21 protein-coding genes and 1 tRNA gene are annotated in these 22771 nt (G+C 69.3%); 12 read left to right on the top strand and 10 right to left on the bottom strand.

The annotated features are described in order from the left end of the window. Positions 1-14 precede the first annotated feature (14 nt). Positions 15-908, top strand: coding sequence for a hypothetical protein (locus HCA44_RS07995; protein WP_169648004.1), 894 nt, complete (start codon positions 15-17; stop codon positions 906-908). Between the two features lie 230 nt (positions 909-1138). Continuing rightward, a complete protein-coding gene (locus tag HCA44_RS07990) occupies positions 1139-1762 on the top strand; it encodes a YdcF family protein (RefSeq protein ID WP_346764633.1) in 624 nt (207 codons plus the stop codon). Positions 1763-1834: 72 nt separating this feature from the next. Here HCA44_RS07990 and HCA44_RS07985 read toward each other — a convergent pair whose 3' ends face one another. Then, positions 1835-3319 (bottom strand): alanine/glycine:cation symporter family protein, encoded by a 1485-nt coding sequence (locus tag HCA44_RS07985; RefSeq protein WP_169648003.1) that lies wholly within the window; start codon positions 3317-3319, stop codon positions 1835-1837. Positions 3320-3451: 132 nt separating this feature from the next. Between HCA44_RS07985 and HCA44_RS07980 the strand changes: the two genes are divergently transcribed. Further along, the gene (locus tag HCA44_RS07980) at positions 3452-4330 is read left to right on the top strand and encodes a cyclase family protein (protein WP_169648002.1); all 879 of its coding nucleotides are present in this window, start codon (positions 3452-3454) and stop codon (positions 4328-4330) included. Between the two features lie 2 nt (positions 4331-4332). On the opposite strand, the gene HCA44_RS07975 is transcribed toward HCA44_RS07980, so the two are convergent. The 5 genes from HCA44_RS07975 to egtA all read right to left on the bottom strand — a co-directional run bounded on the left by HCA44_RS07975 (position 4333) and on the right by egtA (position 9886). Continuing rightward, positions 4333-5487, bottom strand: a complete 1155-nt coding sequence (locus tag HCA44_RS07975; protein ID WP_169648106.1) for a PQQ-dependent sugar dehydrogenase — start codon at positions 5485-5487, stop codon at positions 4333-4335. Between the two features lie 99 nt (positions 5488-5586). Beyond that, complete coding sequence (egtD, locus tag HCA44_RS07970; protein ID WP_169648001.1) at positions 5587-6558, bottom strand: L-histidine N(alpha)-methyltransferase; 972 nt, start codon at positions 6556-6558, stop codon at positions 5587-5589. Further along, positions 6555-7319, bottom strand: a complete 765-nt coding sequence (gene egtC / locus HCA44_RS07965) for an ergothioneine biosynthesis protein EgtC (RefSeq protein WP_169648000.1) — start codon at positions 7317-7319, stop codon at positions 6555-6557. The genes egtD and egtC overlap by 4 nt, the downstream gene beginning before the upstream one ends. Next, positions 7320-8621, bottom strand: coding sequence for an ergothioneine biosynthesis protein EgtB (egtB, locus tag HCA44_RS07960; protein WP_169647999.1), 1302 nt, complete (start codon positions 8619-8621; stop codon positions 7320-7322). It abuts the gene before it with no gap. Beyond that, positions 8618-9886: an ergothioneine biosynthesis glutamate--cysteine ligase EgtA gene (egtA, locus tag HCA44_RS07955; protein ID WP_169647998.1), complete on the bottom strand. Its 1269-nt coding sequence runs from the start codon at positions 9884-9886 to the stop codon at positions 8618-8620. The genes egtB and egtA overlap by 4 nt, the downstream gene beginning before the upstream one ends. On the opposite strand from egtA, the gene HCA44_RS07950 reads away from it, so the two are divergent. From HCA44_RS07950 to pth, 7 genes are all read left to right on the top strand, one after another. After that, entirely contained in the window at positions 9885-10133 is a 249-nt protein-coding gene (locus tag HCA44_RS07950; RefSeq protein WP_169647997.1) for a hypothetical protein, read from the top strand. The genes egtA and HCA44_RS07950 overlap by 2 nt on opposite strands. A 105-nt stretch (positions 10134-10238) precedes the next feature. Further along, on the top strand, positions 10239-10394 hold the full coding sequence (locus HCA44_RS07945; RefSeq protein ID WP_169647996.1) for a hypothetical protein: 156 nt from the start codon (positions 10239-10241) through the stop codon (positions 10392-10394). A 114-nt stretch (positions 10395-10508) separates the two neighbouring features. After that, the gene (locus HCA44_RS07940) at positions 10509-10769 is read left to right on the top strand and encodes a DUF2630 family protein (RefSeq protein ID WP_169647995.1); all 261 of its coding nucleotides are present in this window, start codon (positions 10509-10511) and stop codon (positions 10767-10769) included. Then, entirely contained in the window at positions 10766-11965 is a 1200-nt protein-coding gene (locus tag HCA44_RS07935) for an aminotransferase class V-fold PLP-dependent enzyme (protein WP_346764632.1), read from the top strand. Before HCA44_RS07940 ends, HCA44_RS07935 begins: the two co-directional genes overlap by 4 nt. Positions 11966-12090: 125 nt before the next feature. Next, the gene (locus HCA44_RS07930) at positions 12091-13611 is read left to right on the top strand and encodes an FAD-dependent oxidoreductase (protein WP_169647994.1); all 1521 of its coding nucleotides are present in this window, start codon (positions 12091-12093) and stop codon (positions 13609-13611) included. Between the two features lie 214 nt (positions 13612-13825). Next, entirely contained in the window at positions 13826-14440 is a 615-nt protein-coding gene (locus HCA44_RS07925) for a 50S ribosomal protein L25/general stress protein Ctc (RefSeq protein ID WP_169647993.1), read from the top strand. A 98-nt stretch (positions 14441-14538) separates the two neighbouring features. Continuing rightward, positions 14539-15111, top strand: coding sequence for an aminoacyl-tRNA hydrolase (gene pth / locus HCA44_RS07920; protein WP_169647992.1), 573 nt, complete (start codon positions 14539-14541; stop codon positions 15109-15111). Positions 15112-15181: 70 nt separating this feature from the next. Here the strand turns inward: pth and HCA44_RS07915 are convergent, their stop codons facing one another. Continuing rightward, complete coding sequence (locus HCA44_RS07915; RefSeq protein ID WP_169647991.1) at positions 15182-15688, bottom strand: hypothetical protein; 507 nt, start codon at positions 15686-15688, stop codon at positions 15182-15184. 22 nt (positions 15689-15710) lie between these two features. Then, the gene (locus HCA44_RS07910; protein WP_169647990.1) at positions 15711-17342 is read right to left on the bottom strand and encodes a fatty acyl-AMP ligase; all 1632 of its coding nucleotides are present in this window, start codon (positions 17340-17342) and stop codon (positions 15711-15713) included. Between the two features lie 179 nt (positions 17343-17521). On the opposite strand from HCA44_RS07910, the gene HCA44_RS07905 reads away from it, so the two are divergent. Continuing rightward, the gene (locus tag HCA44_RS07905; protein WP_240945365.1) at positions 17522-19195 is read left to right on the top strand and encodes a peptide chain release factor 3; all 1674 of its coding nucleotides are present in this window, start codon (positions 17522-17524) and stop codon (positions 19193-19195) included. 31 nt (positions 19196-19226) lie between these two features. Here HCA44_RS07905 and HCA44_RS07900 read toward each other — a convergent pair whose 3' ends face one another. After that, a complete protein-coding gene (locus HCA44_RS07900) occupies positions 19227-21500 on the bottom strand; it encodes a bifunctional SulP family inorganic anion transporter/carbonic anhydrase (protein ID WP_169647988.1) in 2274 nt (757 codons plus the stop codon). A 217-nt stretch (positions 21501-21717) separates the two neighbouring features. On the opposite strand from HCA44_RS07900, the gene HCA44_RS07895 reads away from it, so the two are divergent. Next, the gene (locus tag HCA44_RS07895) at positions 21718-22674 is read left to right on the top strand and encodes a membrane dipeptidase (protein ID WP_169647987.1); all 957 of its coding nucleotides are present in this window, start codon (positions 21718-21720) and stop codon (positions 22672-22674) included. A gap of 21 nt (positions 22675-22695) precedes the next feature. On the opposite strand, the gene HCA44_RS07890 is transcribed toward HCA44_RS07895, so the two are convergent. Further along, positions 22696-22767, bottom strand: a tRNA-Cys gene (locus HCA44_RS07890). Positions 22768-22771: the final 4 nt, after the last annotated feature.

Raw genomic sequence — 22771 nt, 5'->3', positions numbered from 1 at the left:
GACAGGGGGATCTGATGGACACCGATGCGGAGCGGTCTGCTCGAAGCTGGACGCAGCCTCTTCGCCGCTGGCGTCTGCTCTTCGCGCTCGTGATGCTGGGGCTGGCGGCCGTGATGGGCTTTGCAGTCTGCCGGACGCTGGGCGAGCAATCGGCAGGGGGCTCGGTCGGTCTCGGGGCGGGCTGTTTCCTCATCGTTGCGACAGCTTTCCTCCTCTGCCGCGACTCGGGCTTCGCCCGGATCCGCACGAGCCGACGCATTCGAATCGTGGACGACAAGTATGGGCCGGGCGTGCAAGTACCGACCGAGCGACTGTCGATGGTGGTCCTCGGATTCGTGCTCGCCGCGACCTCCCTCTACTGCATTCTCATCTGGGTGCTGTGGACCGACGGTCGAGCGGACGAGTTGCTGACGCCCGGGCGGAACAACAGCGGCGGTGCGGTCATCGCCCTCGTCTACGGCTGCGTGGCGGGCGTCCTGCTGCTCCTGGGCCTGCTCTCGGACACCACCTCGGTGGTCACTATCTACCGCGAAGGTCTCCGGCGCAAACACAACTTCAAGATCGTCGGAATACCGCGTCGCAGCGACGTTTTCGTACCCTGGGACGCGATCGACAGCGTGGTGCGAAATGAACGGATCGTCAACACGGGCAAAGGCCCGAGGCGGGACGCCGAGATACTCGTCCACCACCACGCCGAACTGGGCACACCTGCAGTCCTCGACGCCGACGGCTGCCTCGTCGTGTCGGTCTCTCGGCTCGTCGCCGAACCCAACACCTTGTTCTCGGTCATCGACGACATGTACCGCAACCCTGAGCGCCGCGAGCTACTGGCCGGAGCCGACGCGAGGGCACTCTTCACTCCGCCGCCACTGCGCGAACGTTGGCGGCGTGCCCGGGCGCATTCGTAGCCACCGAACGGGCGGTCCCTCGGAAATGCACTCGACCGATGCCCGCAAAACCGCCCGTTCGGTGTGGACACGCGCGCCGTGGGAAATATCTCGTTTTTATTACGACGCCTCTGACCTGCACAAATGCGGCAATTTCGGGCGTGTCGAGGCGAGTTCGCCGTCGCGGCGGGGCGCCCGCACTGGCACACTGCCCGGTGACCCGACAACGCGATCACCGAGGGGGAACGCGAATGAAGGATATGCGACGTGCAGGAGTCGTCACCGTCGCACTGGCGGCGGCAACGCTCGGCGTGGGAACCGCCCAGGCCTCCGCGACGCCCGCGCCGGACACGATCACCAACGGCATTCTGTCGATCACACCGGCGTGCCAAGGCACCGTCGACGAGCTCATCAAGGCGTGCACCCGCCTCGAGACGCCGACCCCGAACTACCCGGTGATGCTCGACGTCAACCCGGTGACGACGCACCTCGTCGTCCTCGGTGCGGGCCTCACCGAGGACGGGCAGATCCAGCCGGTCCTCACGCAACGCCTCGAGGCGACGCTCGCGACCGCGCAGCACTACCCCACCGCGCCGATCATCGTGACGGGCGGCGTCCCCAAGAAGGGCATCACCGAGGCGTCGGCCATGAAGAAGTGGCTCACCGACCGGGGCGTGCCGGCGGAGCGGATCACCGAAGAGCCCGAGTCGTCGTCGACCGTCGAGAACGCCGCATTCACCAACGACGTGCTGCATCAGCGCGGCGCGACCGGAGCGGTGCTCGTCACCAATCGCGACCACATCGAGCGCGCGATGATCAACTTCCGCCAGTCGGTCGATGCGCGTATTCCCGTCGCCGGAATCGTCGCGGACTGAGTCCACCGACACGAGCCGAGCGAAGACGAACAAGGCTGTGGTGCTGCACCTCCCGAGGTGCAGCACCACTCGTCATTCGACGGCCGTCGTCTCGCGCTCACGTCTCTTCTCCCAGAAGGTGGCGCCGCGAATGCCGAGAGAGACAGGGTCGAACTGCGGGTCGAGACCCGATCGGCGTTGACGTTCGTAGTCGTCGAGCGCACGCAGCGCGGGCTTCTGGATGATCAGAATGGCGACGATGTTGAGCCATGCCATCACGCCGACGCCGATGTCGCCGAGCGTCCATGCCTGCGTCGCGCTGGCCACCGCTCCCCAGGCGGTCATCACGAGGAAGCACAGCTGCAGCACGCGCGTCGCGACCGGCAATACCGCGCCGTTGCGCACCTTACGCAGCAGGTAGTGGATGTTCGTCTCGGCGATGTAGTAGTACGCGACGATCGTGGTGAATGCGAAGAACGCCAACGAGATCGCGACGAAACTCGCGCCTGCGCTACTCCACACGCTGTCGAAAGCGGTCTGTGCGAACGCGGGCCCGGCATCGACGGCCGCACCGTTGTTGCCGTCGTAGAGCACGTCGCCGTCCTGCCCGCCGCCCGACCACACGGTGTAGACACCGGTGGACAGAATCAGGAATGCCGTCGCCGAGCACACGAAAAGCGTGTCGATGTACACCGAGAACGCCTGCACCAGTCCCTGTTTCGCGGGATGCGACACCTCGGCCGCGGCGGCGGAGTGCGGCCCGTTACCCTGCCCCGCCTCGTTGCTGTAGATGCCTCGCTTGACACCCCACTCGACGGCGAGGCCCACGATCGCACCGAAGCCCGCCTCGAGGCCGAAGGCACTCGAGAAGATCAGCCGCACCACCTCGGGAATCTGCGACGCGTTGACGAACACGACCACCAGCGCCGCGATGATGTAGGCGACCGCCATGAACGGCACCACGATGCCTGCGAAGTTGGCGATGCGCTTGACGCCGCCGACCACGATGAACGACAGCACGATGACGATGCCGAGCGCAGCGACCCACGTGGGCATCCCCCACGCGTTGTCCATCGCCACGGCAATCGAATTGGACTGGATCCCCGGCAGCAGCAGCCCCGCCGCGACCACCGTGACCCCCGCGAACAGCAGCGCATACCACTTCTGCCGCATGCATTTCTCTATGTAGTAGGCAGGCCCACCTCGATAGTGCCCGTCGGGGTCCTTCTCCTTGTAGATCTGCCCCAGGGTGCACTCGACGAAGGACGTCGACGCGCCGAGGAATGCGACTATCCACATCCAGAACACGGCACCCGGGCCGCCGAAGGCGATCGCGGTGGCGACACCCGCGATGTTTCCGGTGCCGACACGACCGGCGAGCGACATCGCGAGCGCCTGGAAGGACGACACTCCCGACGGCGACTTCTCGCCGTGGAGCAGCAGAGAGATCATGTCCGGTATCCGCCGCACCTGGACGAATCTCGTGCGGATCGTGAAGTACAGGCCCGCGAGCAGGCACATGTACACGAGCGGAGGACTCCATACCAAGCTGTTGATGCTGTCGAGCACGTCGGTCACGAGTGAACACTTCCTACAGAACGATTCGGATTCGGCGCAGGGTGACAATCTGGCACAAACCGTGCGTTTTGTCGCGGCGACGCCCGGTATCATCCGTGAATCTGCACGCCGCAATGTCCACCGGAGTCGCCCATGTGCTCACCCGACGTCACCGCCACCGTGTACGAGCAGCTTGCGCGTCGCCGCCTCGGGCGCCGGGCGCTCGTCACCGCGGGCCTGGTCACGGCGGCGACAGCCGGAATGGTCGGCGCGGTCGGGTCACCACGGCGCGCTGTTGCGCACCCTGCGGGAACGGTCTGGGATCTGACGCACGTGGTGGACGAGCACTTCCCGGTGTGGCCAGGCAGTCGGCGCTTCGCGATGCGCACGGTCGCCGACAACAAGAACAACGACACCGGATCACTGGGTTCGCTGCTGCCGCAGAGCATCTTCTACGTCAACGAGCTGAGCTACGACGAGCACACCGGCACCCACGTCGACGCGCCTGCGCATGCCGATCCGGACGGGATCACGGTCGAACGCATCCCCGTCGAGAACCTCACCGCGCCGCTTGTGGTGATAGACATCGCCGCACGTGCAGCGTCCGATCACGATGCGCTGCTGAGCACCGCAGACATCGACCAGTGGGAACGTCTCCACGGGCGGATCCCCGAACGCGCTTTCGTCGCACTGCATTCCGGTTGGCAGTCCCGCCTCTCCGAGCCGGGCGCCTTCACCAACCAGGATGCCACGGGCGTGCAGCACACCCCGGGCTTCGCCCGCGAGGCCGTCGAGCGACTGGTGCACGAGCGCAGTGTCGTCGGCATCGGAACCGACACACTCAGCATCGACGCCGGTCGAGACACCAGCTACAGCGCGCACCTCGCGGCACTCGGGTCGGGCATCTACGCCGTCGAGGTGCTCGCCGATCTGCATGCCGTGCCGGCCTCGGGCGCAACGGTGTTCGTGGGCGCGCCGACCCACGCGGGCGGATCCGGTGGGCCGGCGCGCGTCCTCGCTTTCTCGAGCTGACGCTAGGCGGGAGCGACGCGCAGCACCTGGTCGGCGCCGTCACCGTTGTCGGTGGTGACGAGCAGCGAGCCGTCGGACTGCGGCGTGATCGACCGCAATCGTCCGTGCTGGTCGACGAGCGCATCCGAGCGGGCAGTCACCGACAGCCCGTCCTCGGCGAGGCGCAGGAACATCAGCCGCTTCTCCTTCTGGACGCCGACGGCGAGTGCGCCGTCCCACTCGCCCCACCGCGCACCGTCGACGAACGCGCCGCTCGCGGTGGCGAGCGTACTGGACCCGGAGCTCCACACCGCCTCGATCGCGCCCGGGACGCGGTCCGGGTCGGTCATCGGCACCGACTCGTCGTACACGAAGGGCAGACGGTCGGGTTTGTAGCCGTAGTTGCCGCCCGGCCGCAGCAAGTTCACCTCGTCGTCGCGTGAGGTGCCCTGCTCGACGCCGTAGAGCCGCCCGGTGTCCGGTTGCAACGCAAGGCCTTGCACATTGCGATGACCGAGTGAGTAGACGGGGCTGGCCGGATCGGGGTTGCCGGCGGCGGGCGCACCGTTCGTGTCGATGTGCAACACCTTGCCGCCCCACGAGGCCGGATCCTGGGGCACCGACGCCGACGCGGTGTCGCCCGTCCCGATGTACAGGGTGCCGTCCTCGGCTGCGAGGACGCGGCAGCCGCCGTGCCTCCCGCCCTGCACGGGGATGCCACCGAACACGGTGCGTTCCCGCGTCAGTGCGGTCCAGTCGGGATCCGCTGTCCACGCCACGACGCGGATGTCGGTGCCGTCGCCGGACCGGTGTCCCTGGCACGAGTAGAGCGTGCGCGACTGCGCGAAATCGGGAGCGAGTGCGAGGCCCATCAGCCCGGTCTCCGATTCTGCGTACAGATCTGCGAGATCCGCGTCGACCGGTCCGGTGGAACCGTCGGCGCGACGGACGACGAACCCACCCTCACGCTGCCCGGTGAGTACAGCGCCGTCGGGTGTCGCGACGACGTCCCACGGGTGGTCGAGGCCGTCGAGGACGGTCTCGACCGACAGGGCAGGCAGCGAGTCGTCGGCAGGCGGCCCGCCCGGACCGTCGCCTTCGGAATCCACGCTCCCGTCACCGAGGCTGCCGGTGTCGATCGAGGGTTGAGCGCACGCGGTCGCCGCGCCCACCCCCATCGCCAGAGCCGCTGCACAGGACACGAAGAGGACGCGAGTCGATTTCACAGGGTTGTCTTGCCTCTCGGGGTCGGTTGTGGGTCGTCCTTCTGGATGAGTTCAGCGCCGCACCGCGAGCATCAGCGCGAACAGCCGGCCCTCGTCGGTGTAGGTCTGTTCGACGTCGAAGCCCGCTCGGTCGAGTTCGGCGGCCAGACCTGCCGCGGTGAACTTCGCCGAGATCTCGGTGCGGATCTGTTCGCCTGCATGGAACGGGACATCGATGTCGAGGTCGCCGATGTGGACGAGCATGTCGTCGGTGGCCTCGAGCCGCATCTCGATCCACTCGTTGTGCGGATCCCACAGCGCCACATGACGAAAGCGCGACGAGTCGAAGTCGGCGCCGAGCCGGTGGTTCAGGACGTCGAGGACGTTGCGGTTGAAGCGCGCGGTCACGCCTGCCGCGTCGTCGTATGCGGGCACGACGACGGACTCGTCGACGACGAGCCCGACGCCGAGCAGCAGGTGCTCCCCCGATTCGAGGACGGCTGCGATGCGCGCGAGGAAGTCGGCGCGTTCGTCCGGCACGAGATTGCCGAGGGTGCCACCGAGGAACGCGATCATGCGTCTACCGCCGCGTGGCAGGTGCTCGAGCGAGCCGGTGAAATCGCTGACGACGCCTCGCACCTCGAGCGCCGGATACTGACGGGCGACGGCGTCCGCGGCCGCTTCGAGCGCACCGATCGACACGTCCTGCGGCACGTAGGTGTGCAGTGTGCCCGCCTCGAGCCCGGCGTCGAGCAGCAGGCGCGTCTTCTCCGACGAGCCCGAGCCCAGTTCGACGAGGACCTCCGCGCCCGCACGGCGCGCGATGTCGGCGGCGTGCGCGGTGAGCAGCGCCCGCTCGGTGCGGGTCGGGTAGTACTCGGGTAGCGCGGTGATCTCCTCGAAGAGTGCACTGCCGAGGTCGTCGTAGAACCATTTGGGCGACAGCCACTTCGGGTCGGTGGTGAGCCCGGCGCGGACTTCGGTGCGCATGTCGTCGACCAGTTGCTCGGGGCTGAGATGGACCTCGAGGGTGGTGGCGCTCATGGGACTCCGATCTCGAGTGGTGTGACGATCAGCCGCCCGGGGCGGGCGACGACGAGATGGCGGTCGGCGACGGACTCCCAACGGGGGTCGTCGTCGAGCGGTTCGGACGCGACGACGGCTCGGTCGTCGTCGACCAGGACCGACAGCGAGTGGTACCACGTGGTGGCCCACAGGTCGGTGCCGTTGCACAACAGGAAGTTCAGACGCGCTCCCGGCGCGGCTTCGGCGACCGCATGCGAGAGCGCGGGCAGCGCCGTCTCGGGCGGGTCGTCGCGCAGGGCCCGTGCGAGCAACAACCACAGCGTCGCCGAATCGGTGGAGGCTTCGAGGCCCAGCAGCTCGGTGACGGAGAGAGTTGCCGCGAGCGGCGCGATGCTGTGCGGCCACCCGGGCACGACGCCGTTGTGGCTGAACGCCCACGCTCCCATTTCGCCGGCCTCGGCACCGACGAACGGTGCGCACGCCGACCGTTCGACCGGCATGCCCACCGTCGCCGACCGCGCGGCTGCCACGACCGCCGTCGAGCGTATCGACGAGAGTGTCTCGCGTACTGCGGGATCCGACCACAGTGGCTGCGCGCTGCGGTACCGGCCGATCGCGCTGCCGTCCCACCAGCATGCTCCGAAGCCGTCGGCGTTGATCGTGCCGCCACCGCGCATGTCGCGCGGCGCGAACGACTGGTTCAGCAACGATGTGGACCCTTCGGTGAGGACGTCGGCCACGGCGCGCGCCGGCCCGAGATAGCCCAGATGCCGGCACATTCAGTGGGTACCCCCGGCGTCTCGCGCAAGCCGGAAGCCAGCGAAGATCTGCCGCCGGATCGGGTGGTCCCAGTTGCGGAAGGTGCCGCGGCACGCGACCTCGTCCGTGCCGAACGACCCGCCGCGCAGCACGCGGTAGTCGCCGCCGAAGAACACCTCGGAGTACTCGCGATAGGGGAACGCCTCGAACCCGGGGTACGGATCGAACCCCGAGGACGTCCATTCCCACACATCGCCGATCATCTGCTCGGCACCACTCGCCGACGCGCCCGCGGGATAGGCGCCGACGCGCGCCGGACCGAGGTGTGTGCCACCGAGATTCGCCGTGGCGGCCGTGGGCGTGTCGTCTCCCCACGGGTACCGGCGCGAGCACCCGGTGCGAGGATCCCACCGCGCCGCCTTCTCCCACTCGGCCTCGGTGGGCAGGCGCTTGCCCGCCCACCGCGCGAATGCGTCGGCCTCGAACCAGCACACGTGCACGACGGGTTCGTCGGCGACGACGGGCGCGAGGGTGCCGAAACTGCGCCGCCACCACGCACCGCCCGAGTCGCGTGTCCAGAACTCTGGAGCCTCCAGCCCGGCGTCGACGCGATGCCGCCATCCGCGTTCGGTCCACAGTTCGGGACGCTCGTATCCGCCGTCGTCGATGAACTCCCGGTAGCGCGCGTTGGTGACCGGAAAGGTCTCGATCGCGAAGGCCCGCACGTCGACCGGATGCGCGGGGCGTTCGTTGTCGAGCGCCCACGGCTCGGTGGAGGTCCCCATCTCGAACACACCCGCGGGCACGACGACTTCGCCGGGCCGCGAGCCCGGGGCGGGCGGCGGCGTGGGCGGAGCGCTCAGCACCCGCGCACCCGCACGGAGCTGGTGGGTAGCGAGCATCGTCTCGACGTGCTGCTGCTCATGTTGCGCGATCATGCCGAACGCGAATCCGTCGCGTTCGAGGCGCCGACCGTCGAACCTGGTGTGGTCCAGTACGTCCCAGGTCTTGTCGCGCACGGTGGCGACGTAGTCGCGGGCCTGTGCGGGGTCGAGCAGGGGAAGCGAGGGGCGGGTGGCGCGCGGGTGCTGGAAGGCGTCGTAGAGCTGGTCGATGTCGTCGCGCACCGCGTCGCGGCCCCCGACATCACGCACGAGCCACAGTTCTTCCTGGTTGCCGATGTGCGCGAGATCCCATACGAGCGGGCTCATGAGCGGCGAGTGCTGCGCGACCAGGTCGCCGTCGTCGACACTGTCGGTGAGCACGGTGGTGCGCTCGCGCGCCCGGCTGAGTGCGGCGGCGACGGCCTCACGTGAGGTCATCGCGTCTCCTCGTCGTCGGCCGCGGACGGGCGTCTGCCGCGGCAACATCGAATCGCAGCGGCGTCGAGCAGCCGCACGAACTCCGGGTCGGTCGAGTACGACGCCGCGAGCGACAGCAGCGCGGTGGCCGTCGAACGCAATTCGAGGTCGGCGAGCCCGAACTCCGCCGCGTCGAGCCATCGGCCCGTGGTCGAGCGCGCGGTGTCGAGTGCCTCGGCCATGACGCCCGGCCCCGACAGCAGAGCCTCCACCGCGGCGATCGGCACGCGCCACTGTCGGCCGGGTTGCGCATCGACGTACCGGATCTCGAGGTGGCCGCGGGCGCGCACGGGCGGGAACAGCGTCGACAGGTGGTAGTCGAGATCGGCAGGGCCGGGACGGCGGCCTGCGACGTCGTCGAGCGCGCCGTCGACCCAGTCGCCGAAGGTGGCGTCGGGCGGGCACGTCCAGTCGTCGCCGTCGCGGCGCAGACACAGCAGCGGAGTGTCGAGCGCCCACCGCGCGTAGCCGAGACTCGCGGGCACCGGCGCCGTGCGTGTGGGGTCGAGTTCGAACCAGGCGCGCATCCGCTGCGACACCCACCGGGCCGCAGGAACCCCCGCAAGTGTGGGCGAGGTCGCGAACGCGGCGACGAAGGCGGGGCCGATGGCGTGCACGAGTTCCCAGCGACGGGCAACAGCCGCGACGTCGGAACCCGCGTCGACGCTGATCTGCGTGGCAGCGGTGTTGCACATCATCGCCTTGCCGAACGGTCCGAGACGCGAGAATCGGGTCTCCATCGCGCGATAGCGCGGCGATTCGAGGCGCCGCTGGGGCGGCCGGTCGGCGTCGGCGGCGTCGTCGTGGAGCCGGATCCCCTGCCTGCCCACCAGAGACTCGAGGGCGGCCCGGTCGGCTTCGAGAAAGTCGCACAGCTCGCGCGCGGACCGGTACGGCGCGCTCGACAGTTCGAGTTGCCCACCCGGTTCGACGGTGACGGCGCTGCCACCCGGAAGCACCCGAGCGGGCGACGACTCGTCGATGCTCGTGGGAGTGTGCGGCCCGAGTGCGCGGGTGAGCACGTCGACGTCGGGGCGCGCGCCGTCGGCGGTGGAGGTGAGCCATTCGAGCTCGGCACCGAGGAGTTGCGGTGGGCCGAGCTTGAAGCACACGCCACCGATGTGCGCCTCGGCCGCGGGACGCGACGTGAACGCGTGCGACTGCGTGGGATCTGCCGGCACACCCGATGCGCCCGCGCGGACCGTGGGACGGACTGCGATTGCCATGTCGATCTCCCTTCCGGGCATCGCGGCGGACCACGTGGCCGCGCGAGAAGAACCGAGCCTGGAGACAGAATCGAGAGTAGGGCCGGATACCGACATCGCGCAGGACTACGAGGCCATCCCGGCGCGCCGCGCCGCCCACGACGCGCGAGCTCGACGGCAGATTCGTAGCGCGGCACCGATATCGGACATTCGTACAGTTGGCATTCACCCCGAGCTTCGGGTAGAACTGCTGACGGAGCGGATGTGACCCAACTCACGTCGATGTGATTCGGATCGACGTTAGGCGCCCGGCGCGTGTGGCTATCCCGCTCCTGCAACCGATCCACTTCACCCCTCGGGAGATCCATCCACCATGCAGATGCAGACCGGACACGCCGCGACCGCACACCGTCCCGTTGCCACCCCGCGTCCGTCCATCAGCACCACCGAAATCAAGGCCCGGCTCGAAGCGATGTACGCCGCCGAACCCGCTGCTCCGGCCGACGACGCCGAGCGCCGCGCGTCCTGACGCCCGGCCCGCCCTCCTGTTATCTCGCCACCGGACCGCTCGCCTCGACTAGCGTGGGCACGGTCCGCACGTCACGTCCGGTGGCCACCCGGACGAGAGAACCAGGAGTTCGGCATGAGTGATCAGGACGCCGCCCACCAGCAGATTCTCGACCAGATCCAGACCCTCGTCGGCAAGGAGAAGACGCTGCGGTCGCAGGTGTCGTCGGGCGCACTGTCGCCGGACGACGAACACACCCAGCTCCAGCAGGTCGAGGCCGCCCTCGACCAGTGCTGGGATCTGCTCCGCCAACGCGAGGCCCGCAAGCATGCGGGCGAGAACCCCGACGACGCGGCCGTGCGCCCGGTATCGGAGGTCGAGGGCTACCTGCAGTGACGCGGGCCGACGCTTCGAGCCTGCGACCGACCGACCCACTCGACGCGGTGCGGGCGGACACGCCCGGATGCCGGGACGTCGTCTTCCTCGACAGCGCGGGCTCGTCGCTCGCCCCCGAACCCGTCGTCGAGGCTCAGATTCGTCACCTGCGCCGCGAAACCGAGGTCGGCGGCTATCTCGCGGCCGCCGAACGCGTCGACGATCTCGCCGCCGTCAAGGTCTCACTCGGCCGTCTCCTCGGCACCACGTCCGAGTCGATCGCGTTGACCGACAGCGCAACCCGGGCATGGAACGACTTCCTTGCCGCCGTACCGCTCGGCCCGGGCGACCGGGTTCTGCTGTCGCAGGTGGAGTACTCCTCGAACGCGATCGCGGCGTTGTCGCGTGGCCGAGCCGTGGGGGCGTCCGTCGAATTCGTTCCGGGCGAGCCGTCCGGCCGCCTCGATCTCGCCGCGCTCGACGCGATGCTCGACGAGCGCGTGCGCTTGGTGTCGATCGTGCACGCTCCCACCAACAGTGGCCTGCTCAACCCGGTACGCGAGGCCGCCGCGCTCGCCCATCGCCACGGCGCCCTCGTGCTGCTCGACGCCTGCCAGTCGATGGGACAGGTCGCGCTCGACGTCCACGAACTGGACGTGGACGCACTGTCGGCCACGGGGCGCAAGTGGCTGCGGGGGCCACGCGGCACCGGGCTGCTGTACGTCCGGCCGGAGTTGCGGCTCGAACCCGCGGCGCCCGACATGCGCGGTGCCGCATGGACGGCATCGGACACGTACGCGACGGTGCCCGACGCCACCCGCTTCGAACTGTGGGAATCCGACATCGCGGCGCGCCTCGGGCTAGGCGCGGCGGCCGACTACCTCCTGGACCTCGGCGTCGACGCGGTCGCGGCCGCGGTCGGCGAGCGCGCCGAGTACCTGCGCGCGGGCCTCGACGACATCCCGGGCGTCACGGTGCGCGATCCGGCACCGCCGCGCAGCGGCATCGTGTCGTTCACCGTCGACGGCGTCGAGCCGGACGCGGTGCGTGAGCGCCTGCGAGCGCTCGACGTCGTCGTGACGGTGAGTGTGCGCGGCTCGACCCTGCTGGACATGACGGCGCGCGGCCTCGATTCGGTGGTGCGCGCGTCGGCGCACTACTTCTGTTCGGAGGCCGACCTCGACACCTTCCTGAGCGCGGTCCGGCGACTTCGTTAGGCCGCGTGCCGCCTCCCGCTGACCGGGAATGCGGGACACCACCGCTGGACACGTGTCTACTGTGACCGGCAGCACTGTTGTCGCGCCGCCGTGCGCGAAGCCCGGCCGAGAGGATGCCACCGCCGATGACCGCTCCCACGCCCGTCCGCCCCCGCCCCGAATCGGAGATCTCGCACTGGGACTTCGAAGCCGACGTCGTGATCGCCGGCTACGGCATCGCCGGTGTCACGGCCGCGATCGAAGCGGCCCGGGCGGGCGCCGACGTCCTCGTCCTCGAACGCACCGGCGGCTGGGGCGGCGCCGCGTCGCTCGCGGGCGGCTTCGTCTACCTCGGTGGCGGCACCGCGACGCAGCGCGCGTGCGGCTTCGACGACAGCCCCGAGAACATGAAGACGTTCATGACGGCGGCCCTCGGGCCCGGCGTCGACGAGGCCAAGATCGAGGCGTACTGCGACGGCAGTGTCGAACACTACGACTGGCTCGTCGACTGCGGCGTCACGTTCAAGCCGTCGTTCTGGGGCGAGCCCGCGTGGGAGCCCCCGTTCGACGACGGCCTCATGTACTCGGGCGGCGAGAACGCCGCGCCGTTCCACGAGATCGCGACGCCCGCGCCGCGCGGCCACGTGCCGCAGATGTCGGGCAAGGTGACAGGCGAGAAGGGCGGCGGCTTCATGCTGATGAAGCCGCTCGTCGAGACCGCGGAAGCGCTCGGTGTCCGCGCCGAGTACGACGTGCGTATCGAAACGCTCGTGACCGACACGACCGGCCGTGTGGTGGGCGTGATCGCCAAGCGGTACGGCGAAGAGATCGCGGTACGCGCACGACGCGGCGTCGTCCTGGCGATGGGCAGCTTCGCGTACAACGAGGAGATGGTCGAGTCGTTCGCACCGCGGCTGATCGGGCGGCCCGGCGCGGCCATCGAGCAGCACGACGGCCGGGCGATCCTGATGGGCCAGGCGCTCGGCGCCGCCGTCGCGCACATGGACGCCACCGAGGTCGCGTTCATCGCCGACCCGCAGCACATGGTGCGCGGCATCATGGTCAACGGGCGCGGCCAGCGCTACATCGCGGAGGACACCTATCCCGGTCGCATCGGGCAGGCGACCTTGCAGCAGAACGACAACCAGGCGTTCCTGATCATCGACGAGGCGGGCTACGAGGAAGGCGCCGCCGCGACGTCGGCGACCCCCTTCATGCAGCAGCTGCAGCCGAAGTGGGTGGCCGAGACGGTCGAGGAGCTCGAGGCCGACATGGGCCTGCCCGCGGGCACGCTGACGTCGACCGTCGAGGTGTACAACCGGCACGCCGCCGAGGGCCGCGACCCGCTGCTGGGCAAGAAGCCCGAGTGGGTCAAGCCGATCGGGACGCCGATCGCCGCGATCGATCTGCGCGGACACACGCTCGGCTTCACACTCGGCGGCCTGAAGACCACCGTCGACTCCGAGGTGCTGCACGTGTCGGGCGAACCGATCCCCGGACTGTTCGCCGCGGGCCGGTGCACGTCCGGTGTGTGCGCGGGTGGCTACGCGAGCGGCACGTCGCTCGGCGACGGCAGCTTCTTCGGGCGGCGTGCCGGGGTCAGCGCGGCCCGCGCGGTCCCCGTCGCGCCTGCATCCGGACACGAGAGCGCGCCCGCGACGGCGTGAGACGGTGCCGGTCGGGGCTCGTTCGCTTCGGCGGGTGGCGTCCGGTAAGGTAGATCGAGTTGTCTCGGCGAGGGTGAACCGCCTAGTTCCGCTGGCTCACCGTGATCGACGCGACTACGGCTCAGCTCGGGCATCTCGCCCCAACGGCCGTGCGCGCTCGTCTCGCCGAGCAGGACGCCAGCCATTCGATACGAGCTTCAGGAGCCGCTCCACCATGTCTGACCAGAATCGCCTCGTCGCCGCCACGCGCACCGAGTTCGGCAAGGGTGCCGCGCGTCGTGCCCGTCGCGCCGGCAACGTGCCCGCCGTGCTCTACGGCCACGGCTCCGAGCCCCGCCACCTGAACCTTCCGTCGCTCGAGTTCGCGGCGATCCTGCGTGCACACGGCACCAACGCGCTCGTCGAGCTCGAGATCGACGGCAAGGAGCAGCTGGCGCTCACGAAGTCGGTCGTCATCCACCCGATCCGCAACTACATCGAGCACGCCGACCTCCTCGTCGTGAAGAAGGGCGAGAAGGTCACCGTCGACGTGCCCGTCGTCGTCAGCGGCGACGCGGCTGCCGGCTCGCTGGTCACGCAGGAAGCGGACACCGTCGCGCTCGAGGCCGACGCCCTGAACATCCCCGAGGAGCTCTCGGTCTCGATCGAGAACGCCCCGGTCGGCACCCGCATCACCGCGGCAGACCTGACGCTGCCCGCCGGCGCGGCCCTGCAGGCCGATCCGGAGCTCCTGGTCGTCAACATCGTTGCCGCGCCCACCGCGCGCCAGATGGAAGAGGACATCCCCGAGGAGCAGCTCCCCACCGAGGACGAGTCCTCCGAGGGCTGATCGAATACTGGCTCGCGGCGCGCTCCCGGTTTTCCGGGGGCGCGCCGTCGTGTGTGGAGTGACATGTTGTGGAGCGAACCGAAAGGACGGGTGCACGCGTGAGCGACGGACCTTGGCTGGTGGTCGGTCTCGGCAATCCGGGGCCGCAGTACGAGAAGACCCGGCACAACGTCGGGGCCATGGTGGCGGACGTCCTCGCGGACCGCGTCGGCGGGAAGTTCTCGGTCCACAAGAAGAGCGGCGCCGAGATGGTGCAGGGCCGGCTCGCCGGCGGGCCGGTCGTCGTGGCGAAGACCCGGTCGTACATGAACCTCTCGGGTAAGCCTGTCGCCGCGCTCGCGCGCTTCTTCTCCATTCCGGCCGACCGCATCGTGGTGGTCCACGACGAGCTCGACCTCGACTACGGCACGATCCGGCTCAAGCAGGGCGGCGGCGAAGGCGGGCACAACGGCCTGCGGTCCATCTCGCAGGCCCTCACGACGAAGGACTACGTGCGCACCCGCATCGGGATCGGGCGACCGCCCGGTCGGCAGGATCCCGCCGATTTCGTACTCAAACCGTTCTCGTCGGTCGAGCGCAAAGACCTGCCGGTGCTGCTCGAAGAAGGCGCGGACGCCGTCGAACTGGTCCTGCAGCTGGGCTTGGAGGCGGCGCAGAACCGGCTCCACTGACCCCTTGTGAGCACTTTGCGAGTCCTCGCACGCCGGTTTCGCTCACAGGCACGCCGGTTTCGCTCGCAGGTCAGTGCGGGATCGCGGTGCGTCCGCGGGCGCCCGACCGGCGGTGATGATCACGCGAGAGTCGCTGCAGTACCACGGGAAGCCACAGCACCGTGAGCACCGCGACACCGAGCCAGTCGATCACGAGGCCCGGGCCGACCGAGGCCGCACCCTGCGGCGCCGAATGCTGCGACCAGTACGCGAACAGGCCGAGGGCGGTGGTGACGCCGCTGCCCGCGACGGCGATCCATGCGATCGACCAGCGCCGCACGAGCACCGCGAGAGGCGACGCGACGAGCCCGACAGCCAGCGCGAACGCCGTGAACACCACGGCGAGGAGCCCGGCATTGCCTGCGCCCGGCAGTTCCCACACGTGCAGGCCGCCGAGTTGTGGCAGGACCAGCGCCGCAGCCATGACGACCGACACGGCTCCGACCGCCCGACCACGCCAGCCCAGTTCGATCTCGCCGAGGACCTTGCGTTCGATCCGGGCGAGGTCGCGCAGGACAGCGCGGTCGAGGGAACTCATGGCCTCGATCCTAGGCGGGTGGTCAACCCACCAGTGACGCCGAGCCCGCGCGACGCAGTTTGCCCGACGACGTCTTGGGGATGCTGCCCGGCGCGAGCACCGCGACCGTGCGCGGCCGCACGCCGACTTCGGAGAACACGGCGTGCACGACGGCGTGTTCGATGCGTTTGACCTCGTCCGGGTCGTCGGCCGCGTTGGTCTCGACGACCACGGCGAAGCTCTCGCGTTTCTGCCCGGCGTCGAGCCGCACCGCGACGGCATTGCCCGGGCGCACCCCGGCGACGGTCCCTGCGGCGCGCTCGATGTCGGTGGGATAGATGTTGCGTCCGCCCATGATGATGACGTCCTTGACGCGGCCACACACCACGACGAGGTCGTCCTCGGTGAAGTAGCCGACGTCGCCCGTGTCGAGCCACCCGTCTCCATCCTGCGCCGCGACGAGACCGTCGACGGTGACGTACCCGGGGGTGACGGCGCGGCCCCGCACCTGGACGACGCCGACTCCGCGGGGCGGCAGGGTAGCGCCCTCGTCGTCGACGACGCGTCCCTCGAGTCCCGGCACGAGGCTGCCGAGGGTCGCGAGGGCGCGGGCGTTCGGTTTCGTCGACGGCACGGCGTGGTTCATCGCCTCGAGCAGGTCGGGGTCGACGTGGTCGAGCACCATGCCGTGTCCGGGCGACGGGATCGACACGGCGAGTGTCGTCTCGGCCATGCCGTACACCGGGGCGAGCGCTGCGGGATCGAGCCCGAATCGCGCGCCGGCGTCGGCCAGCGCGTGCATCGTGTCCGGGTCGACCGGCTCGGCACCGTTCCACATGTACCGGACGGAACTCAGGTCGACGGCACCGTCGTCGGCCTGCCGGAGGCGCCGCGCGAGGAGCGAGTAGGCGAAGTTCGGTGCCGCGGTGACCGTGCCGCGGTACTTGCCCATCAGCTGCGCCCACAGCAGCGGGGCCCGCAGGAAGTCCATCGGCGTGATACTGACGACCTCGGCGCCGACCTGCATGGGGACGCTGAGGAAGCCGACCATGCCCATGTCGTGGAAGAGCGGCAGCCAGCTCACCATGACGTCGTCGTCGAGCGAGTACTCGATGCGGTCGATCATCGCGTACGCGTTGGTGTAGAAGTTCTCGTGCGTGATCCGCACGGCCTTCGGCCTGCCCGTCGAACCGGATGTGAGCTGCTGCAGCGCGATGTCGGACTCGGCGGTGTCGAGTGGATCGGTGTCGGGCCCCGCGGCGAGCGCCTCGATCGTGGCCACGGTGATGCCGCGTTCCTCGAGGAGCGGCTTCGCCGAGTCGAACGGCACACCCAGTACCACCGCCTTCGCGTCGATCATCGAGATGACGGTCTCGGTGTCCGCGGCCCACACCGCGAGGTCGGTGCGCGGCGTCGGCTGGTGCAGCATCGTGACGGCACCGCCGCGCATCCAGATCGCCTGACACGACGGCGCGATGTCGACGGGTTCGCCCGCGAGCACGCCGACGGCATCGCCGTGGCCCACCCCGACGGCGGCGAGACCGCCCGCCATGCGGCGCGCGAGCGCGTGGATCTCGCCCCACTGCTGGCGCCGCGGGGCGTCGGGCTCGCCGGTCACGAGGCCGCGCGAGGTGCGGGCGGCGGTCGCGTACATCTCGTCGGTGAACCTGCTCACGTGCCACTCCTGTCGGGTCGGGTCACTCGGGTCCTCACGAAGGAGATCCGGCTGCGGGTCGCGGCCGTTACCGCCGTCCGTGCAGCGTCGGACGCCACCGGCGCGGCGAGTATCCTGGAAACGGCGTTCGTGCCATGCTCCGCGCGCCGTCCCCGCCCCTTCGACCGAGAGGTTCTTCGTTGACTACCCCGACCACCCCGGCCGAAACGACTGCACAGGCCGGGACGGGTTCGCCTGCGAAGGGCCTGGCAGCCGAGGCTCGCCGCCGCCGCACGTTCGCCGTCATCTCGCACCCGGACGCCGGCAAGTCGACGCTCACCGAAGCCCTCGCGCTGCACGCGAAGGTCATCGCCGAGGCGGGCGCGGTGCACGGCAAGGCGGGCCGCAAGTCGACGGTCTCCGACTGGATGGAGATGGAGAAAGCACGCGGCATCTCGGTCAGCTCGACGGCACTGCAGTTCAACTACCTCTCCGAAGATGCGGACGGCGAGATCGAGAACGTGATCAACCTGGTGGACACGCCGGGTCACTCGGATTTCTCCGAGGACACCTACCGCGTGCTCACAGCGGTCGACTCGGCGATCATGCTGATCGACGCCGCGAAGGGCCTCGAGCCGCAGACGCTCAAGCTGTTCCAGGTGTGCAGGCACCGCGGCATCCCGGTGGTCACCGTGATCAACAAGTGGGACCGACCCGGCCGCACCCCGCTCGAGCTGCTCGACGAGATCAACGAGCGCATCGGCCTGACGCCCACTCCCCTGTTCTGGCCGGTGGGCATCGCGGGCGATTTCCGCGGCCTGCTGCGCCGCGGCGAGGACGGCGTCGCCTCCGAGTACATCCGCTTCACGCGCACCGCGGGCGGCGCGAAGATCGCGCCCGAGGAAATCCTGACGCCCGACGCGGCACTCGAACGCGACGGGGACGACTGGGCGACCGCCGCCGAGGAGAGCGAACTGCTGTCGGCCACGGGCCAGGATCACGATCAGGAGCTGTTCCTCGCGGGCCAGACCTCGCCGGTGATCTTCGCGTCGGCGATGCTCAACTTCGGTGTCCGGCAGATCCTGGACACCCTGGTCGACCTCGCGCCGCCGCCCCACGGGCGCGACGCGATCGACGGCACGAGCCGCGAGGTCACGGACCCGTTCAGCGCCGTCGTGTTCAAGGTGCAGGCGGGCATGGACAGCGCGCATCGCGACCGGCTCGCGTTCATGCGCATCGTGTCGGGCGTGTTCGAGCGCGGCATGGTGGTCACGCACGCGCAGACGGGTAAGCCCTTCGCCACGAAGTACGCGCTCACCGTGTTCGGTCGCGAACGCGCGACGGTCGACGACGCGTATCCCGGCGACGTCGTCGGGCTCGTCAATGCAAACGCCCTCGCACCGGGCCACACGCTGTATCTCGACAAGAAGGTCGAGTTCCCGCCCATCCCGTCGTTCGCGCCCGAGTACTTCTCGATCCTGCGCGCCGAGAGTGCGGGCAAGTACAAGCAGTTCCGCAAGGCGGTCGACCAACTCGACTCCGAGGGTGTCGTGCAGATCCTGCGCAACGACCTGCGCGGCGACGCGTCGCCCGTGATGGCGGCCGTCGGCCCGATGCAGTTCGAGGTGGTCGCGGCCCGCATGAAGGCCGAGTTCAATGTCGAGGCCCGCATGGAGTCGCTCCCGTACGGGATCGCGCGCCGCACCGACGCCGAGTCGGCACCCGAACTGGACCGCCAGCGCGGCGTCGAGGTGTTCACGCGCTCCGACGGCGTCATGCTCGCACTGCTCAGCGACAAGTGGCGCCTGCAGTACATCCAGAAGGAGAACCCGCATCTCACGCTCGAGCCGCTCGTGGCGGCCGGCGACGACTGACGCGGGTCCTCCCCCGGGTTCGCCGCGCCGGTCAGGTCGCGAACGCGGGCGCGTGAGGCCGCGCGACGCCGGTCGGGGTCACCTCGAGCACTTCGGCGCTCGCGATGTCGAAGAACAGGCCCGCGACCCGCAGCCGCCCATCCGCGAACGCCTCGCCCACGAGCGGATGCCGCATGAGCGTCTGCACCTGCACGGCGACGTTCGTGACGCCGAGTTGATCGACGGCGCCGAGCCCGAGTTCCGCTGCGGCGCGCGCCGCAGGGTGGCCGCTCCGGAAGGCTCGCACACTCGCGTCGGCGTGGGTGAGCCACCGGTCGATCGCGGCGGGCGTTCCCGGCGACTCGTCGGAGAGCAGCGCGGTCATCGCCCCGCAGCCCGAATGGCCGCACACGACGACAGAGGACACCCCGAGCTCACCGACCGCGAATTCCAGTGCCGCTTCGACGGAGTCGTCGGCCGCGCCGGACGGCACGAGATTGCCGACATTGCGGATCGTGAACAGATCACCCGGCCCGCTGCTGGTGATCACATTCGGCACGACGCGCGAGTCGGCACACGTGAGGAACAGTGTGTCCGGGCGTTGCCCGTCGCGGAGACCGTCGAGGTGAGTGCGCAGCCGCGGTGCGCCCCGTCGGTGGTATTCCGCGACGCCGTCGCGTACCGGCCGCAGCGCGGGTGACTTCGGCGGCTCCGCAGCACTTTTCGACTGCCAGTGCCGCCACGGGACGAAACCCGGGAGCGGGGCGAGTGCGCTGCGGCGGGTAGGCGGTGCGCTGCCGACCTCGTCGACGGCGACCGGGCCGGTCGTTTCGATCGTCACCCGCCCACCGCCGCGGCGGTGGTGCGTGGCCCACTGGTCGATCGCGTCCCACGCCGCATGGTCGAGGAAGTCCACTGCCAGTTCGATCGTCACGTCGGCGCGTTCGGGGATCCGCGAGAGCAACGACGTCAGTTTCGGCAGCGACAGGAAGCTGCACGGTCCCTCCACGGTGACCGTCCACGTGTTCTCGCCCGCACCCCTCTCGACGGCGATCGACGGCCGGATCACGCGCCACAGCAACAGGATCACGGCAAGTGCGAGACCGATCAGGACACCTTCGAGCAGATTCAGGAACACGACTCCCGCGATCGTCACGCCGTAGATCCAGGCATCCCCGGTGCGGCGTGCCTTCGTGATGTCGGCGAGTTTGACCAGTTGCAGTCCGATCACGACGAGAAGGCCGGCGAGAGCGGCCATGGGCACCTGCTGCACGAGACCGGTGAGCAGTACCGCGAATACCAGGATCCAGATCCCGTGCAGGATCGCCGATGCGCGCGTGCGCGCGCCCACCGCGACATTCGTCGAGCTGCGGACGATCACACCGGTGACCGGAAGTCCGCCCACCGCACCGGAAATGACGTTCGCAGTGCCTTGACCGACGAGTTCGCGGCTGAACTCGGTGCGCGGTCCGTCGTGCATCTTGTCGACCGCGACCGCCGACAGCAGACTCTCGACACTCGCAATGAGCGCCACGGTGAGTACACCGGTGGCGACCGCGAGCCACGGGCCGTCCGGCAGCGACGGCAGGGCGATCGCGTCGAAGAGCGATCCGTCGAGCTGGATGCGGGGCACGTCCATCGGAACGAGCAACGACACGATTGTCGCCACGACGACCGCGACCAGCGGACCCGGCACCATCCGCATCCGGTCCGGAAGCCGCTTCCAGCCGACCATGATCACCACCACCAGAATCCCGATCGCCGCCGAATCCCACTGCGGCGAAAAGAGCTGCCCGGGAAGTTCGGTGAGATTCTGCACGACCGTGCTGTGCGAGCTGCCGCCGAGGAGCACGTGGATCTGCTGCAGCGCGATCGTCACACCGATCCCGGCGAGCATCGCGTGCACCACGACCGGCGCGATCGCGAGTGCGGCACGCGCGATCCCGCTGAGCCCGAACACGATCTGCAGGACGCCCGCCGCGACGGTGATCGCGCAGGTGGCCTGCCACCCGAACTTGTCGACGAGTTCGGCGACGACCACCGTGAGCCCGGCGGCGGGTCCGGTCACCTGGAGTGGGGATCCGCCGACCGCGCCGGCGACGATGCCGCCGACGACCGCGGCGATCAGTCCCGCCATCACCGGGGCACCCGACGCGATCGCGATACCGATCGACAGTGGCAGTGCCACCAGGAACACCACGAGCGACGCCGGAAGGTCGTATCTCGTGACGGACGCGACCCGTTCACGTAAAGGCGGCGGCCCGTCCCCTCCCGTGGAACCGGCGGGCGGTCGGTCGCGTTCGTCGGATTTGCGGAGAGTCTGCATGGGGCCCGACGGTAACGGCAACGGGCGCTCGCGCAGCGGGTCGAGCACGATGTGTGGTGCGACTCACCGCAGTGGGGAGAATGCCGAAAACCTTTGGACAACAATGGGTGAGCACTAGGTTAACAGGATGCGTTTTCCGTCCCTCGGAGTGCGGGATCCGGGCGATGCGACCTGCAGCGCCACGCGGTCCACGCGACGGGCGAGAATGTGGGGCAAGATGACGGATGTGAGCCTGCTCTGGGACCAGCACGCGTGCCTGCCCCTGCAACCGGATGCCGATGTCGGCGAGCTGACGAGATACAGCCGCGACGGACCGGCGTTCGTCTCGGTCAACGCGGGCTACTCCCCGCACAGCTTCGCCGATTCGTCACGTCTGCTCGACCACTACCGACGCTCGATCGACGGCCATCCGGGGATGGCCGTGGCGGCAACGGTGCACGATGTGGCCCGCATCGCCGAATCCGGCCGCATCGCGGTGGCCTTCGATCTGGAGGATTCCGGCCCTCTCGACGGCGACCTCGAGAATCTCCGTCGCTTTGCGGAGCTGGGCGTGCGGACGATGCTGCCCACCTACAACCACGAGAACCGAGCGGGCGGTGGGTGTCTCGATTCCTACGACCGCGGACTGACGGCGTGGGGCCGTAACCTGGTCACGGAGATGAATGCGGTGGGGATGGTACCCGACGGCTCGCACTGCAGCGCCCGCACCGGGCTGGACATGTGCGACATATCCACCGGCCCTGTGGTCTACAGCCACTCGTGCATGCGATCGGTCTGGCAGCACCCACGCAATATCACCGACGAACAGGCCCGCGCCTGCGCCGACACCGGAGGAGTCGTCGGAATCACGGGAGTGGGGATCTTTCTCGGGCCCAACACTCCCACGCTCGACGCCATGATCGAACACCTCGAGTACGCCGTCGAACTCGTCGGTGCCGAACACGTGGGCGTCAGCACCGACTTTTCGTTCGACGCCGCCGACTTCCTGCGTGAATCGCGGACCAACCCCGGGCTGTTCGACGACAGCTACACGCGTTGGGGGCCGATCCAGTGGATGCCGCCGGAAGTATTCCTCCGACTCGGCACCCGGCTGCGCGACCGTGGGTGGGCGGACGCCGACATCACTGCGGTGCTCGGCGGGAACTTCTGCCGAGTCGCCGAAACCTCGTGGTGAACCGAGCATCCCGGGACTTCGAGCGGGTGGCGGGAGTCGAACCCGCGTGGACGGTTTTGCAGACCGCTGCCTTGCCGCCTCGGCCACACCCGCGTGG

Source organism: Rhodococcus sp. HNM0569, assembly GCF_012726205.1.
In the GTDB taxonomy this organism is placed as follows: Bacteria; Actinomycetota; Actinomycetes; order Mycobacteriales; family Mycobacteriaceae; genus Rhodococcus_F.
Note: the sequence above shows the minus strand (reverse complement) of the source record. Positions and strands in the feature narration are given on the sequence as shown.

Coding starts and splice junctions, on each gene's coding strand:
- HCA44_RS07995 (WP_169648004.1), top strand. CDS start 15: ATGGACACCGATGCGGAGCGGTCTGCTCGAAGCTGGACGCAGCCTCTT.
- HCA44_RS07990 (WP_346764633.1), top strand. CDS start 1,139: ATGAAGGATATGCGACGTGCAGGAGTCGTCACCGTCGCACTGGCGGCG.
- HCA44_RS07980 (WP_169648002.1), top strand. CDS start 3,452: ATGTGCTCACCCGACGTCACCGCCACCGTGTACGAGCAGCTTGCGCGT.
- HCA44_RS07975 (WP_169648106.1), bottom strand. CDS start 5,487: ATGGGGGTGGGCGCGGCGACCGCGTGCGCTCAACCCTCGATCGACACC.
- egtD (WP_169648001.1), bottom strand. CDS start 6,558: ATGAGCGCCACCACCCTCGAGGTCCATCTCAGCCCCGAGCAACTGGTC.
- egtC (WP_169648000.1), bottom strand. CDS start 7,319: ATGTGCCGGCATCTGGGCTATCTCGGGCCGGCGCGCGCCGTGGCCGAC.
- egtB (WP_169647999.1), bottom strand. CDS start 8,621: ATGACCTCACGTGAGGCCGTCGCCGCCGCACTCAGCCGGGCGCGCGAG.
- HCA44_RS07950 (WP_169647997.1), top strand. CDS start 9,885: ATGTCGATCTCCCTTCCGGGCATCGCGGCGGACCACGTGGCCGCGCGA.
- egtA (WP_169647998.1), bottom strand. CDS start 9,886: ATGGCAATCGCAGTCCGTCCCACGGTCCGCGCGGGCGCATCGGGTGTG.
- HCA44_RS07945 (WP_169647996.1), top strand. CDS start 10,239: ATGCAGATGCAGACCGGACACGCCGCGACCGCACACCGTCCCGTTGCC.
- HCA44_RS07940 (WP_169647995.1), top strand. CDS start 10,509: ATGAGTGATCAGGACGCCGCCCACCAGCAGATTCTCGACCAGATCCAG.
- HCA44_RS07930 (WP_169647994.1), top strand. CDS start 12,091: ATGACCGCTCCCACGCCCGTCCGCCCCCGCCCCGAATCGGAGATCTCG.
- HCA44_RS07925 (WP_169647993.1), top strand. CDS start 13,826: ATGTCTGACCAGAATCGCCTCGTCGCCGCCACGCGCACCGAGTTCGGC.
- HCA44_RS07915 (WP_169647991.1), bottom strand. CDS start 15,688: ATGAGTTCCCTCGACCGCGCTGTCCTGCGCGACCTCGCCCGGATCGAA.
- HCA44_RS07900 (WP_169647988.1), bottom strand. CDS start 21,500: ATGCAGACTCTCCGCAAATCCGACGAACGCGACCGACCGCCCGCCGGT.
- HCA44_RS07895 (WP_169647987.1), top strand. CDS start 21,718: ATGACGGATGTGAGCCTGCTCTGGGACCAGCACGCGTGCCTGCCCCTG.